At 38.8% G+C, this 14,668-nt stretch carries 11 protein-coding genes; 2 read left to right on the top strand and 9 right to left on the bottom strand.

Annotated features, from left to right (window positions below):
- Positions 1-121: 121 nt before the first annotated feature.
- From BM195_RS03745 to BM195_RS03720, 7 genes are all read right to left on the bottom strand, one after another.
- A complete protein-coding gene (locus tag BM195_RS03745) occupies positions 122-3,391 on the bottom strand; it encodes a DEAD/DEAH box-containing ATP-dependent helicase (RefSeq protein ID WP_090233819.1) in 3,270 nt (1,089 codons plus the stop codon).
- Positions 3,391-5,178, bottom strand: coding sequence for a phospholipase D family protein (locus BM195_RS03740; RefSeq protein WP_090233816.1), 1,788 nt, complete (start codon positions 5,176-5,178; stop codon positions 3,391-3,393). Before BM195_RS03740 ends, BM195_RS03745 begins: the two co-directional genes overlap by 1 nt.
- Positions 5,162-6,370 (bottom strand): DUF6361 family protein, encoded by a 1,209-nt coding sequence (locus BM195_RS03735; RefSeq protein WP_090233814.1) that lies wholly within the window; start codon positions 6,368-6,370, stop codon positions 5,162-5,164. The genes BM195_RS03740 and BM195_RS03735 overlap by 17 nt, the downstream gene beginning before the upstream one ends.
- Before the next feature lie 238 nt (positions 6,371-6,608).
- Positions 6,609-7,700: a hypothetical protein gene (locus BM195_RS03730; RefSeq protein WP_090233812.1), complete on the bottom strand. Its 1,092-nt coding sequence runs from the start codon at positions 7,698-7,700 to the stop codon at positions 6,609-6,611.
- A gap of 655 nt (positions 7,701-8,355) precedes the next feature.
- Positions 8,356-8,478, bottom strand: coding sequence for a hypothetical protein (locus BM195_RS18780; RefSeq protein WP_280141233.1), 123 nt, complete (start codon positions 8,476-8,478; stop codon positions 8,356-8,358).
- Between the two features lie 501 nt (positions 8,479-8,979).
- A complete protein-coding gene (locus BM195_RS03725; RefSeq protein WP_090233810.1) occupies positions 8,980-9,672 on the bottom strand; it encodes an OmpA family protein in 693 nt (230 codons plus the stop codon).
- Positions 9,669-11,486, bottom strand: coding sequence for a MotA/TolQ/ExbB proton channel family protein (locus tag BM195_RS03720; protein WP_090233805.1), 1,818 nt, complete (start codon positions 11,484-11,486; stop codon positions 9,669-9,671). Before BM195_RS03720 ends, BM195_RS03725 begins: the two co-directional genes overlap by 4 nt.
- Positions 11,487-11,543: 57 nt before the next feature.
- Here BM195_RS03720 and BM195_RS03715 point away from each other — a divergent pair, with 57 nt between their 5' ends.
- On the top strand, positions 11,544-11,765 hold the full coding sequence (locus tag BM195_RS03715) for a hypothetical protein (RefSeq protein ID WP_090233803.1): 222 nt from the start codon (positions 11,544-11,546) through the stop codon (positions 11,763-11,765).
- 70 nt (positions 11,766-11,835) lie between these two features.
- Here BM195_RS03715 and BM195_RS03710 read toward each other — a convergent pair whose 3' ends face one another.
- Positions 11,836-12,618, bottom strand: coding sequence for a serine hydrolase (locus tag BM195_RS03710; RefSeq protein ID WP_090233801.1), 783 nt, complete (start codon positions 12,616-12,618; stop codon positions 11,836-11,838).
- A gap of 197 nt (positions 12,619-12,815) precedes the next feature.
- On the opposite strand from BM195_RS03710, the gene BM195_RS03705 reads away from it, so the two are divergent.
- Complete coding sequence (locus tag BM195_RS03705; RefSeq protein ID WP_090233799.1) at positions 12,816-13,496, top strand: GntR family transcriptional regulator; 681 nt, start codon at positions 12,816-12,818, stop codon at positions 13,494-13,496.
- Here the strand turns inward: BM195_RS03705 and BM195_RS03700 are convergent.
- A complete protein-coding gene (locus BM195_RS03700; RefSeq protein WP_170848136.1) occupies positions 13,472-14,662 on the bottom strand; it encodes a saccharopine dehydrogenase family protein in 1,191 nt (396 codons plus the stop codon). The genes BM195_RS03705 and BM195_RS03700 overlap by 25 nt on opposite strands.
- Between the last annotated feature and the right edge of the window lie 6 nt (positions 14,663-14,668).

Raw genomic sequence — 14,668 nt, 5'->3', positions numbered from 1 at the left:
AATTCATCCACCTAATGAATCGAGCCACCATACGCCATAATGTAAGCCACCCGGTATTTTCCCGAATGGCCTGCATTATTCATATTCACTTATCAAAGTCCTTTTTTGACTCACTAATTATCTAATAAATATTTTCTGTTGATTTCTCCTTCACAAACGGACTCAGATTCATAAATAATTCATTCAGTTGATCTTCCTTTACACCATTACGCAATAAATGTTCAAGTAAATCTTCCTGGCGTGCTTGACCAAGACTTAAACGATAAAGCGCCAAAATCTTCATCAGTCGGTTGTACTTCGCACCATCCCGGCTAAGTGGATATACTGGAAAAATTCGTTCAATACCTTTTCCCTTTTCTTCCGGCAATGACCAAAATGGAACGAGTTCCGACGTGTTATCGTCTCTTTCCATCTCATTTGCTCGGCTAAACATTTCATTCCAAACATCTGTATCAAAAGAAATACCTCCATAACGATTTGCAATGTTTTGTCTGATGGCGTGACATTTATAGCGATTAATTCTACCATCCCGCTGCTCCAGGTCAATTGGATTGGCAGGAAGATTCCAGTGCATAATTTTCCGGCAGTAGTAATGAAAATCAAGCCCCTCCTGACCAATGGAGGTTGTCGCCAGCACAAATGGACGAAATGGTGAATTAAAGGCTAACCTGACATTATCTTTTCGGTCCATAGACTTATCAGCATTCCGTTTATCATAAAATCCAACCGCAAAATTAGTTCTCATTTTAATGGAAGTATCCCTCTTATCCGATCTATCACTTGAAACACGTTTTTGAAATGATTGATACGTGTCGACATTTAAACTTGCTGAATGGGATTTTAATGCGGTCATCATGACATCCATAAGGCGCTTATTCCGCTTTTGCGGTTCCATTCTATTCAGCCCACCCTCTTCTAGCAGCATATGGGCGTACTCATCAAGCATTGCTTGCAAGTTTCCATCCACACAATATTTAAGAACACCTTTCCAATGAGCACCTTTCGCATATTGTAACTCGACAATAGAAGTCATTTCCTGTAAATTGAAACGATCAATCATCGTTTTTCCAAGTTGAATGACGTGAGGAATAATGTCACGATCGGCATCCTTCATTAAACGTAATGCACAAACCGCAGGAGAACCTAATACCATTGTCGTTAATACATCCAGCAAATCATCCGGCTGTCCGCCTAGAACCGGTAACGAGTCCTCATGAAATACTTCTCGAAGCACTTCAAAATGCTTGGCGATTCCTGCAAGGTCCTCCCCTTTTTTCTGCTCCTCTTCACCATCTGCTGATAGAAGAGCGTCTTGTTTAAACCAGTTCGAAATAATTGTCTCTTCTAAATCAAATAGCAGTGGGGCCATATAATACCATCGTTCGTCGCGCCTTGTTTCATCTGTATTTGATTCATAGGCAAGTCCAGCCAATAATTTGGCAAGCTTTTCTTTAATTTCCCCTTTTATCCCTTCAAATGTTAGTCCCCGGTTCAATACATCGATTGGATCAAAGAGCTTCGCAAGTGTGACTGATGGATATAAAAGTGTTAGATGATTCATGTTGGCGGGTGCGGTGTCCCTTATTGTAAACGTTAATCTTGGGCGGGGAAATCGTTGCTCAGCAAAATATTTATACGCCTTTGACCTTCTTTTCTTCGGCGTTCTCCGCACTAACTCTCCTACCGTTTTCCGCTCTGCTTCATAAGATAGAAGTGTTGCGATAGAGCGTGGAACCATTTCCCAGCCGGAAAAAACAAGTACTTTAGAAAAGGAGTTCATCCCTGCGTAACACCCGCCGAATTCATAATATGGAAGGGACGGGGGAATCCACATTAGCCGATCGGCACCGTCAGATAGTGCAACTTCCTTCAACTTTGTCAGTCTCGCGTTCGTTTCCCGTAACCTTCCATATCTGGCAATCACTTTTCTATCCACCCATAAAAGCGGATTTTTAAACCTTGCATTGACAGGATTTCTTTTTATTTCATGCGTTATCTTTTCCTTTAGTTTGTAATGATCCATAAACGACATTAGGAATGGTGCAGATTTTACATATTCGACCGGAACCCTGTCCTTTAATCCAACTTCCTGCAATAGTCTATCCATTTCTATATAGGAAGCAACATCATCTTCCGTAATTTGCAATGGTACTTTATCAACCGTTGCATCATTGAAACCTGAAGTATCCTCTTCCAAAATACGTTCTGTTCTGGCAATTCCTTTATAAAGACTGTCTTCCGCAGCCTGTTTTTTTGCTAAAATCATCGCAAAATCTTGCGTCGCCTCACTTAAAGAAGTGGAAAAATCGTCCCATATACGTTTGAATTCTTGCTTATGTTCTGGATGTTTTTCAAATAAAAAGTCCGTAACCTGCATGAACTCTTTATAGTGCTCATCACTGCCTGATTCTGATATTTCCTCCAAAGTTGAATAAGGTTTGTATGGAGTAGCAGACAACAGCAGTATTTTCACCTGTGAATTATCTGTCTTAGGATTATTAAAAAACTTGCTTGCAAGCATCGCCGTTTCACTTTCGCGTTCAGCGTTAATCAGTTCCGGAAAACGCTGAAATTCATCCATAATCACAAGGTCTGCATCGATTAAGTCAACACTTGCTTCCGCCATCATTTTTCTTAGCTTTTGAATGACTTGCGTTTGACCTTCTACCCGCTTTCCTGGATCACCCTGTTCTTTAAATATCGTACAGACATCCATAAATTCATTTTGAAACCCCGGATTTTCATGAAAAAATTGATCTATTTTCAAATGCATCGTTTTCAGGTATTCTCCGTCTGCATTTTTATCACATGTTTCGACCCTATTATCATACTCATCCTTCCAAGGCGTCCAGCTTTTGTAAGCAGAATCAATCATCATAATTTCAAATTCGTTTAGGTAAGGCTCAAAAAATTCATGACGTTTCAATATTGCAAAAATCAATGCCCTTTCCCTGACACTGCCACACCCCTGTGTCATTTTAAATGAAGTGGAAGGTGTTAAGGGGATAAGCTGAATATAATTTTCTTGTATTTCCTGCCTAAATTCATCCTCAAAAATTTTAAGATGCTGCATAGACAAGCGTGTATCCGAAAGCCCGTCCAATGTAATCCGATGGTCAATTCTTAACTTATTAAGGTTTTGGGAAGCAATATTCTGATTGGAGCATACGTAGACCACTTTAAACAAGTTATCATTCTGATCTCGATGGTAACGGGCGGTTTTTGCGATTACGCCACGTGCCACCATTGTCTTTCCAAGGCCAACCTCATCTGCAACAAGCACCCTGGAATACTCGGTTGTAAATAGCTGATGCACGCGTTCGACTGTTGCTTTTTGAAAATCCTTCAAACCAGACAGTATTTCCTTTTCCTTATTCGGTAAATCAATCATTATTTCACCTTCTTTGCTGCTTGAATAAATGTCTGATATAACTGATTAAATTCACGAGGAACAATCGAATCATCCCCAATCATGCGGATCATGTTTTCAATATCCTCCAGCTTTTCCGATGAATGTGCCGTCGTCTTTAACATATTTTCATAGATAACCGGGTGATCTCCTTCCAGCAAATTCCATGAACCAAATCCAGAATTCTGCTTATCCTTATTTTCCAGTGCAGCCATCAGAAAATCATCCGCCAGTAAAAACGCAATATATTTTAAAAATGTATGCGAATCTTTAATGATTGAACGGAAGATTTCATGCTCGCGTTCATCAGGCACACCGGTTGTGTCAATTTTAATAACGCGCTCAATTGATTCACTATTTTTCTCTGCTTTAATTTTATAAAAGTGTCCAATTTCAAGAATGCTCAATCCTTTAATCAATGTTGTTTCTTGGAGTACTTCAGTTGCTGTACTGAGCAATGGTCCAATCGTAAATGCGATATCTTCATTCCCGTGAAAATCAGCAAAAGTAATTTCAACGGAATACGCATCGTTTTTCTGTATTACTGCTGCATTCAACTGAGATCTGCAAAGCAACTTAATCCCTTTCTGAAGTTGCTCAACCACATCAGATTCTTCTGCTTTTTGCTCTGGAATCTCTTCTATTCGTTCAAATGGGTTATCATCATCCTCACCGAATAAATCATCCAACAAATGCATAATCTGAAAGCCACGTTTTCGATAGTTTAACTTCAATAAAAACTCAACATTTCCGTAAAACGCATTTTGGGAGCAATTCGCTGAACCAATAAAGATTAAATGATGATTATATTTCGATTTAGCGTACAATTTGGCATGAATATCCTGAAGCTGGGCTACTTCATCCGATTCATTTTCCCCGCTAATCGCACTTTCCCCGTCAACTACAGAATCCTTTAACGTATAAATCTTGAATCCAGCCATCAATTTAGGTGACAGCTTATGTAATTCCGTCTTTCTTGTAATCAAGACTCTTTCAGGCGTATTGTATTTTGATCCGGTCAATGTTTTCTCATAAAGTTCCTTAATGGTCGAATCACTGATAAAAGGCGATATGACAATCAGTTTATGAAAACTATCAAATACGCCTGCTGACTCTTTCTCATACCCATTAATTCCAATTGGACAAAATTCAAAATCGGTAACCTGTTTTTGAAGAGGATCAAACTGTACATAACGCAAATCTGAAATTAAGTTATTAATCTGCTCAGTCTTTTCCTCTTTTGTTGAAAAATCGGTAAGAAACTGCAGTAAATCAGCTAATGGACGGTTTTTCTCTGTCTGCTCGGATACTTTTTGACCTTCAAGGGCGATTGCAATATCCCAGCTTCGGTCAAAGGTCATGTTACGTGTTAGAACAAGAAATCTGTATAATTCCTCTTGCTCTTCATTCCGATATTTAATGAGCCATAATTTCGGATGAAATGATTTATCATTATCCAGAGACACCTCAAATACACTGTTTTCCATCAGTGCAAATATTGAATTATTTTCTCTTGGAATCTTAATTTGCCCACCTTCACAAAAAATCGCAAACTTATTCGCACTTTTGCGTAATCCCTCTAATACATAAATCGGATCATTCATTATCGTTTGATCCATCTCTTCCGATAAACCCAATGATAAAGGAACACCGACTAAAGCTTCCAAATCCAGGGAATATGTTGTTCCCAACGCAAATTCGACATCATACCCGGAAGGAGGTGTTAGTAAATCAGAGTAGTTCAGCCTGTTATCATCTGGCTTCAGCATACTTACCCTCCAATCCTGCAACGATGTCTTCCATGATTATTTTGGCATCCTGAAAACGATATTGCAGTTTATCATTGCCTATCCAATCACCATCTTGATAACTATACATTTTGGAGTTGTGTAATTTTGCCCTGTCTTTTGATTTAAGTTCAATTTCACGTTTAATGATCAACTCATCCATTGCCACTTCATCACGCGAAACAACTGCTTCCTGCCAATCACGAAGAAAAAGGGTCAGCTTAGAGTTGTGTATGGAGAGTCGATGAAGTACTTTCCTGAATGGAAATGTCGCAAATTCGTATTTCACAAAATTACTATTTATCCAGTTGGTCCATTTTTTAACAGCTGTTTTATTTTGTCCATTGGATGCAATCAGGTTATACCGAATATGCGCCCCATGTAAAAACTCACTGAATTTATTTGCTTGATTAAAATTGTCTCGCAAACTGCCCTTATCCGGAATAATAGTATCCAGTGCTTCAAAGCTATCAATCTCTCTCCAATTATCATAATCCATCGTTAGCAAGTAGGATAATAGACTATCTTTAGACTTCTCCGCTGAAGTAATGCGGGTTTTTAAAAGATGCGCCTCTTCATAGGAAAGATCCATCGACAGGTTATGCTTCCACCCTGGTTCAGGCAAAATACATTTCCAAAAAGTCCCGATATACGCACCATCTTTATTGCCCGCATCATCCAGTTCCTCATTACCGTAAGTATTCACTAATTCTTTGTTATGTTTCATCCGGAAAACCGCTTTAGTATAATTAGTGAGTGAAAGTGATTCATGCCGGAAAATCTCATATGTCCGCAGACCATTCCAATAGATATTAGAAGGCTTCCGTTTCAAGTTTGTCCCTGCACGTCCGCCAATCACACCACTTTGCCCTTCTTTATTAAGTGTTTCAATTAAAGCAACCTCTTCATCCCCAAGCTTCTCTAATAGATCCTCAGATCTTGCATATCTTTCCTTCTCCAACTCCATCAGTAAGTATGGAACAATCAGAAAATACTTTGCTCTGGTCTGGATGGTCGATGTACCCGGGAAAAGAATATCAGCGAACCCATCCCGAATCCGGCCAATACCGAGTTCATCCACAGCCCCAGGAGCGGAAAGCGCATCCAATACTGCCATAACCTTTTCCCGGTGTTCACTGGAGTAATCAATCCAGCCCAATTTTAACTCATTCATTCTCAATACTCCTTTTGTTTTCCAATAAATAGCCGATGCTTCAGCCACTATACTACTTTTCATTTTATCTCATATAAATAGTCTTTAAAAGTCGATGCTTAGAAAATTTTGGTGAATAGCTGGGTTTTCCTCGCTTCAAACTTGTGATTGTAGACTAATAACGAAAACAGCGCCTCCAAACATAGAGGCGCCACCATCGTTTCATTAATTGCCAATTGAACATGGCCAAACAAGGCTTCTATTCAATCTTTATGCGCCAGTCGCCATCAGCAGTTATAGAAAATAGATACATACCGTCATCCTGCAGGTTTTGTCTTGTGGAACCATTATAGTTCCCTATCTCATTGACTAATAGGCTGACGCCATTAAGATGCACTGCAAAATTAGATTCGCCAGTATGGTCAAAGGTAAATTTATAATTACCATTTTTTATGTTAAAGAACACAACATCATCACCAGTCCCTTCAAATGTTGTCGGTGCCTCCTCCATCTCTGCCGGTGGTGTCTGATGAATAGTAAAGTCCCATTCGCCATCAGCCTTAACATTCAGATAATAAGTGTCATCTTCGGGGATTTGGGCAAATGTGGTCCCATCGTATCCCCCAATCGTATTAACTAGCAGGTCTAAATCATTCCCCATCTCATCTTGTAAATGGGTAGCAAAGTTACTCCTGCCGTTATGTGCTGAGGTGAATGTGGCCCATCCTGCTTTTAACTCAATCTCGTCTGTTGCTGTATCACCTTGACCTGATAAATGAATTGCTGTTTCTTCACGTTCTTTTTTAGCTTTTTCTTTCTCCGCTTCTTTTGCCGCAGCGACCATTTTTGTTTCATGTTCATCAACTTCTGCCTTCGTATCAAACGTTTTAACATCTAAAATTTCTTCACCATTCGAGTTGACGAACAAAAATCCGTCTTCAGCCTCTAAAATATATCCTTTTTCACCATTACCGATGGCATTTTCTTTCGTATCTTTCAGATTGGCTGTTTCAATCACTTGCTGGAACTCATCTTCAGACATGCCTTTATTCACTGCCTGACGTAAATCTGATACCTTGCTAAGTTCATATTCCTGTTCTTCCTCTTTTTCTTGCTCTGGATTTTGTGTTGTTTCGGATTCTTCAATTTGTTCAGATTGTGCTTGTGAAGAATTTTGTTCCACTTCGGATGTGTCTGTGTTAACCGCTCCTATGATAAACAAAATAAACAACCCACCGGCAATACCAAAGTTGAACTTTGCCTTTCCAGATTTCTTAATAAGCCCAACAATTGCTACTATAATAAATACCGCAAACCCCAAAAACCCGACTGTTGACAAAAAAATCCCCATAAAATAATGCCTCCTATATGAATTGTTAATTGTGTTAAGTATAACGTTTCAACTATGCAAATATTTGTATATCTTTATATGGGTTATCATGGACTACTCTAATTCAGCTTTAAAATTGGTTATACATGTGAAGGGTTAACGAAAATAATAAATAATCAGTATATTAAATTTGAAGGAGATAGGGCTAATGGGAATATATAAAATCGGATTCGACGAATTTTTACAGCTAAAGATGTTGCTGAACCTATAGTTTCTGTAATAAAAGAGGAGAAAGAAATTTTGAGGTGATACTATAGGATTCTCGAGAAACGAAGAAATTAGTGGCTATTAAAAAAGAATCATTCATCTCTTTCTTCCCTTTGCCACCTTATACAGCTTTTTTATTACCCGCTCTGTTAGTACTGCTTGTGCTAACTCGTAGTTCTTTTAAATATGTTTTATTTCATCTGCAAAAGGGTGGGTTTGACAGTATAACATCAACTCTCCCAGATATTCCCATGCATCATTTGAATTAGTTAAGACCTTATTTGAGGGTGGAAAGTTAACTAATAACTTTGAATCAAGTAGAGAAAAAATACAAAGAATATTGAAAGAAAGAAGAAACTATCAATTGGGAGGAGATAAAGACAATAGAAAAGAAATTAGAAAAATTAAATTATGATGGCCAAGTGGAGGATTTAACGGACTTTGAGGACAGCACTATTGTAAAAATGCGCGATACCTCTTCATCCGTCATGTACTGTTCCTTTAGTTCACCGATTTTCAATTTACGGCTCATTTACCCACCTCCACCAGTCGATCCTAATACGTTAATTTCACCAAATTTTAAAGAATCTGTCATACGGAGAGGCCTATCTCAGTCCGCCAATTTTCCTGTTTTATTATTCCAATAAATAATGTATAACACTAAATAGGCAGAAAATATATTAATAAAGACCGAATGATGCTGCTAACACCAGACGGCCTTGAGTGCAATAGCCCTTCTTTAGGGGGGCGAATTACATCGGGAAAGTTATCCACCCCACATGCTTGTCAGGCTCACAGGGTGGTTACTTTAGACAGAACCGCAGCTACAGGAGCTGCATACAAGATCATGACGATGAATGACTCGTAAACTGTCATAGGTATCACTCCCCTTCTCAAAAGGGCGTTGAACCACCACCCATGATAGCCTTATACACTGAATCTATTATAACATAGGGTTGTCCTTATATAGGGGATATTAGAAGGAACTTCAAAACCTAATAATTTAAAATGGGTTATTGGATAATTTCCTTACTCACTCCCCCAAAATCTCCCGTGTTTTCTCCAGAATTTCTTCATCCTTTAGCCGGAATTTAAATTCCACTCTTCTCGAGTCTTCTGCGCTGTAATCACCTGAATCATCGGTTCGGTAGTCGGTATAAGACTTGCCGTTGACGGTTAATTTATCCTTCAAGTGCTGCTGAATGTTTTTATATGGAAAGTCTTCGCTCAGAACATATTCAGCCACACTATACGCCCGTTCCTGTGACAGCTCCAGGTTATATATATAGCTTCCATCACGATCGGTATGGCCTTTGATAATGATTTCAGCAATATAGTCTTCGTACCCGCTTTGCAGCAAAATGTCCAAATATTTCGGTACAAATTCATCCAAAAACTGAAAGGACTCCGGCTTCAGTTCGGACTCATCATATGGAAATAAAATCTCGGTATTAAAAATAATCGCACCTGTCTCCTTATCTACTTCAATTCCCATTGGCGAATCGCTGAATTCCGTCTGTAAATCATTAACCAGCTGGGAACGAACGCCCATGATCTGGTCGATCGTCTTTTTCATCTCTTCAATTTGTAAGGATTTAATAATCATCATTGCGATGAAAATCAAGATGAAACATAGAAGAATGATGGTCAGCAAGTCGGTAAACGATGGCCAAAAATGTCCTTCGTCCTGTTCCTTTTTGAAAAGCCGTTGGTATTTAGTATTCATCGTGTCCCAGCCTGCCCTTCGTTAGGCCTTCCTTGCTCACCCATACGATTCAGCTGCCGGTTGAAGCCTTGTATTTCCCTGCTGAGATCCTGAAGCATTTGCTGGATATAGCGTGAATTGCTTTGTTGAATGTCTTCCGATAAACGCTTTATGTCTTGAAATTCTTCCTTGATGCCAGCATTCATCATGTCCACCGATTCATTAATGTTCCCGGCCACCTTATCAAGCTTGTCTCCCAGTATTCCTTCCAGCCCGTTTACATAATTAGTGAGCGTATTCTTTAAAACGTCAACGCTTGCTTCAACCTGGTTTTCCCGTTGATTAAATGTATTGTTCATTTGGGATATCGTCTTGTTTATATCATGAATCAGCTCGTTATTCTGCTTTCCAAGTTTCTCATACGTTTGGGCAGCCTCCTGTATTTTTCTTTCAAATGCCTGTGATTCATAGGAGTGCGCTTTGAGATGACGATTGAACGTCCGGTTAAATTCCTTAAGCTCATCAAAACGATCGGATAATAGATACTTATACTCAGCTTGTGTTCGATTGATGACGTCAAGGGCTTCAGGTAATTGGCTGATCGAATCGCCCATTTTATCAAAGTCCTTTGATAATTCACCGAGATTCGTGATGATTCCGGTTAGTTTTGCGCTGAGGTCAGCCCCAAATACCTGCTTGAATTCCTGGTTGTGTGCCCCCATTTTTTCTGCGAGGTCATGGCTTTTCTCTGTGATGCTTTCAAATTTATCATGAATGGATTTCTGTTCTTCCATAATGGATGACGTAAATGATTTCAGCTCGCCAACCGACTCCTCGAAATGATTTAAGGTATCCATATGTGCTTCCGAAACTTCTTTGATGCGCTCATACGTATTTTCAAATGCTTTGGCCATTCGTTCGTTTTTACCATCCATCTTTTTAAAATAAGAAAACAACGAATCAAAGTTGTTGTTCAGCCTTGAGGTCGATTCGCCAAAACCATCCGTCACGTCTTTCATATGGTGGAACAATTCCTGGAATTTCTCCAGGTTGCTGGAAAGCCCATCATTAAATGCCGTCAGATCTTTTGCTGATTGCTGCAGTCCACTTGTATATTCCTGAAATCCTGAAAACGCATGTTCAATCTCTGTCAGTGATTGTTGATTTGTTTCCTCCAGATGTTGAATGGAATGGTTAATGGCTTTTGATACATCGATCAGCTGGCTTATCCCATCCTGTTGGTTTCCTTCCAAATGAGATTCGACTTTTAACATAATATCCGTCAGCATATATTCGGTATTAAAAACTTTAATCAAGACAGTCATGATGAGGGAGAGCCCCATCCCCGCAATACTTGTATAAAATGCGACATCGATTCCTGATAGAACGGCTGTTACATTTTCAACAAGTTGGCCGCCCGTTGTATTGATACTACCCAATGAGACAGTCAGACCGATAAATGTTCCTAATACCCCAATTAATATGAATACGGAAACAGTCATCTGCACCATTTTAATGAGATTAACAACGGGTATGTTAAATATACGCCAGGCTGAAAACTTTTCCTGTACAAACGTTTCCGGCTTGATTGACTCCTCCTGCATGCTTCTATCATATTGCGCTTTAATGGTGTTCAGTGGTTCGATAGACATTTGATTTGTCGTAACGAGGTAATGTCTGATTTTATTTAGTTTGGTAAATAGGCTTAGATGAATTACAAGTGTAAGGAAAAATGTCATGAACAAAATCACAAAAATTAATTCAGTGATTGGATTCGCTAGAATATCTTCTGCTATACGCTCACTTGTAAACAACTCCAGAATTAACTGCAGCATAATTTCTCCCTCCGCTGGACGTTCTTTCTTTATAACTATTCAGGGAGTGGACAAATCATGTATGAAGCCAGAGAGGAGCGTTCCATAGCAAAAGTGCCTGAGCAGGCAATTACGATTCCCTCGGGATATAGTGACTTTTTCAAGTCAAGGGAAAATGTTGAAAAAGCAAGTCGTTATTCAATGGATTCATTCGCTGATCCAGTTTTCAAATCGAACATTTACCTTGTCAAAACCGTCATTCATCTGATCCGACAATCTTTATTGATGTTGTCTCAATGAAATATTTGCTGCCGCACACTGATCGATTCAGGTTGATATATCAATTGAAAATACTAAAGTAATCTATCACCTATCTCGTCAAATAGGCCATTACTTCCTTACCGATATTGGCAATTGTTTGCTGGGCTTCGACTTGATCACTGACTTCATTGACCATAACAGCAGCAAACAACGTTCGACCTTTATATTGAAAGATTGCGACATCATGTTCAGCATTCACAAGTTCTCCCGTTTTATTGGCAATCATGACATCATCGATTATATGATAGGCTGGTAATTTAGAGGTCAACTGCTGTTGGGACATTATTTGTAAAATACGATTTGCGGAATCTTGATTTAACAGCTGCGGCGATGCAATTTCTTCAAGAAAATTAACCATATCTATTGCTGTTGTCATGTTTTCCAGGCCTTTTTCGGCTGCTTTCGTATCCATGAAATAACGCTGAATTTCTGTGTTATGATGTTCCAGCTCCCTGCAAAGCCTGTTCACATTACTTATACCAACCCGTTCAAGTGCCAAATTAGATGCTGTATTATCCGAGACAGTGATCATCAGCGTCAATACATCAAGCAGTGTTATGGAAACATCTTTGGACATAGTCTGTAATACGCCAGAACCGCCAACCTTAGCTTCAGCTGGAATATTCAAGGTTTCAGACAAAATCAAATCGCCAATTTCAGCCTGACGGAACGCTTCCATGATGATTGGGATTTTAATGACACTTGCAGCAGGCATTGGCATATTTTCATTTACGTTTATGCTGTGATTTCGTTCTTTGATAACCAGTCCAATTGGCGCATCAATACCGGATATAATGCTATGTACTTCGGTTTCTAATTGGTTGATGTCCACTTATAGCTCCCCCTATCCCCTTTAAATAAAGCGCTTTCTATGAAATCCACCTGATAGTCTCTTATATATTCCATTGTAACACTCCAGCCGTTTTCAGTTTTTCAGAATGTCTGCAACAGAACAGTCATATAATAAATTGGCTTCTCACTTTATTATATCGCACTGTTTTCGAAAAGATGTGAATTGGAGGTAAGCCAATGGGAAAACAATCAATAAAAGCATATGTCTATCAAACATTAAAAAATGCAATATATGAACAAAAGCTGCTTCCCGGACAAAAACTAATCGAAAACGACATTTCAAATTCGCTCTCAATCAGTCGCACACCTATCCGTCAAGCATTTGCACAATTACAAAAGGAAGGTTTTCTCACGCTATTACCTTACAAAGGAGCTCAGGTCATAAACCCTTCGGAAGATGAAATCGATGAAGCATTTATTCACCGAAAGCAACTGGAATTATTAGCAACCCAAACCATCATGACAATCATAACACCTAATGATATTGCCAGATTGAATGAACTTGTTCAGTTGGAAAGAGAAACATATAAACAAAAAGATCTAGTGACATATATTGAGGTAAATAAGGAATTTCACTATATACTGATCAAAGGTTGCAATAATCGATTTTTGAAGAATCATACATTAAACATGATAAACCAAACACATATTTATCTGGCTCTTTATGATCATTTTTATCATATTAATGAAAAAAAAGACATCCGAGGCCCAAATGAGCATCAGATGTTAATTGAATTCCTTGAACAAAAAGAAATGAAAGGTTTCTCACAATTATTGGATAAACACATTAGCACGACCATTGATGAATATAAAGGCCGAATTAACCAGTTTCATCAGCCAAGCGATTTATTTAGCTGACGTTTGCTTTCATGGATTGTAATACCTCTTTTGCCGATTTCATCTATAAACATTCGGTATGGTATATCAATTGTCGGTGAAAGCAGTCCTTTTTCTGTAATGGTTTTATTTGCAATCATCTGGGCTACAATACTTGCTGTATATCCAACTGTTCGATTCATGGCAAATAATCCAGTTTTCAAATCGCGTTTGTCAACCATCGAATATATGATTTCCATATCCTTCCCATCTTTTTTACCTCTAATAATATTTTTCATCAAAACAAGATCTTTCTCATGCTCTTTATATTGTAAACGTTTCTCCAGATGCTTTAACAGAAAATCGTAAGGTGTAACATAACTATTCAATTCTGGAACTCTTGTTGTTTCCAAAAAACCCAATCTTACCATATCTCTCCAAAAACGGGCATGTCCTGACCACCTGATTGTTCTTCGTTCCGTGCGGATGACTTCTTTGTCAATCCCAAGTAATTTTGCAAAGTTAATGGCATTTCCATTTGGTATCGATTCAAGACCTTTGATTCCGGATAATGTGACATCTGTCAACCACTCTTCATTATGCTGATCTTCTGCTGGAATATCAACAATCTTTCCGTCACATTTCATAACAGCCTGACGTTTATAAGACATCAATGTGCTGTCAAAATTCCAGGCAATTTTATATTTCAGCGGGTTATCAGCAGCGTCAGGTTCCGGTATTCCGCCGCAATAGGAATATAGTTCATAGACCTCATCCAATTGACTAACTCCGTAACCGCATAACACTAAATCAATCCCTGGATCTAACCCAGCTTCCGGCATGATGGTTACTTTGTTTTCCTTAGCCATTTCATGAATCTCATGAGACAGACCATTTGCATAAGAACAGTTCACTAAAGAAATCCCAGCTTTGATTGCCGCTCTTGCTACTGTTTCATTGTATTGTTTTGGTAATAAGTCAATCAAAACATCAATATCCTCTGAAAAAAGTGCTACTAGATTTTCCTCCGATGAAGCGTCTATTTTTTGCTTTTCAATCTTATCCATATCAAGATGATGACGAAATGAATCGATCCCCTCAAATGAGACATCTGCACAGATTATGCTTGTGACTGCTGAATTGTCCCCAAGATCCTGTAAAGCTGCTCTTCCTTGTAATCCAGCGCCGCCTAATACAATAATGTTCATTTGATT

This window comes from Lentibacillus halodurans (assembly GCF_900112045.1).
Classification (GTDB): Bacteria; Bacillota; Bacilli; order Bacillales; family Amphibacillaceae; genus Lentibacillus; species Lentibacillus halodurans.
The sequence above is the reverse complement of the archived record's forward strand: the minus strand, read 5'-3'. Positions and strand labels throughout refer to the sequence as shown.

What these genes read in the sequence shown, in the direction of transcription:
- BM195_RS03725 (WP_090233810.1), bottom strand. Translation starts at nt 9,672, where the DNA reads ATGAATACTAAATACCAACGGCTTTTCAAAAAGGAACAGGACGAAGGA.
- BM195_RS03715 (WP_090233803.1), top strand. Translation starts at nt 11,544, where the DNA reads ATGTATGAAGCCAGAGAGGAGCGTTCCATAGCAAAAGTGCCTGAGCAG.
- BM195_RS03705 (WP_090233799.1), top strand. Translation starts at nt 12,816, where the DNA reads ATGGGAAAACAATCAATAAAAGCATATGTCTATCAAACATTAAAAAAT.
- BM195_RS03720 (WP_090233805.1), bottom strand. Translation starts at nt 11,486, where the DNA reads ATGCTGCAGTTAATTCTGGAGTTGTTTACAAGTGAGCGTATAGCAGAA.
- BM195_RS03700 (WP_170848136.1), bottom strand. Translation starts at nt 14,662, where the DNA reads ATGAACATTATTGTATTAGGCGGCGCTGGATTACAAGGAAGAGCAGCT.
- BM195_RS03735 (WP_090233814.1), bottom strand. Translation starts at nt 6,370, where the DNA reads ATGAATGAGTTAAAATTGGGCTGGATTGATTACTCCAGTGAACACCGG.
- BM195_RS03740 (WP_090233816.1), bottom strand. Translation starts at nt 5,178, where the DNA reads ATGCTGAAGCCAGATGATAACAGGCTGAACTACTCTGATTTACTAACA.
- BM195_RS03730 (WP_090233812.1), bottom strand. Translation starts at nt 7,700, where the DNA reads ATGGGGATTTTTTTGTCAACAGTCGGGTTTTTGGGGTTTGCGGTATTT.
- BM195_RS03745 (WP_090233819.1), bottom strand. Translation starts at nt 3,391, where the DNA reads ATGATTGATTTACCGAATAAGGAAAAGGAAATACTGTCTGGTTTGAAG.
- BM195_RS18780 (WP_280141233.1), bottom strand. Translation starts at nt 8,478, where the DNA reads ATGAGCCGTAAATTGAAAATCGGTGAACTAAAGGAACAGTACATGACG.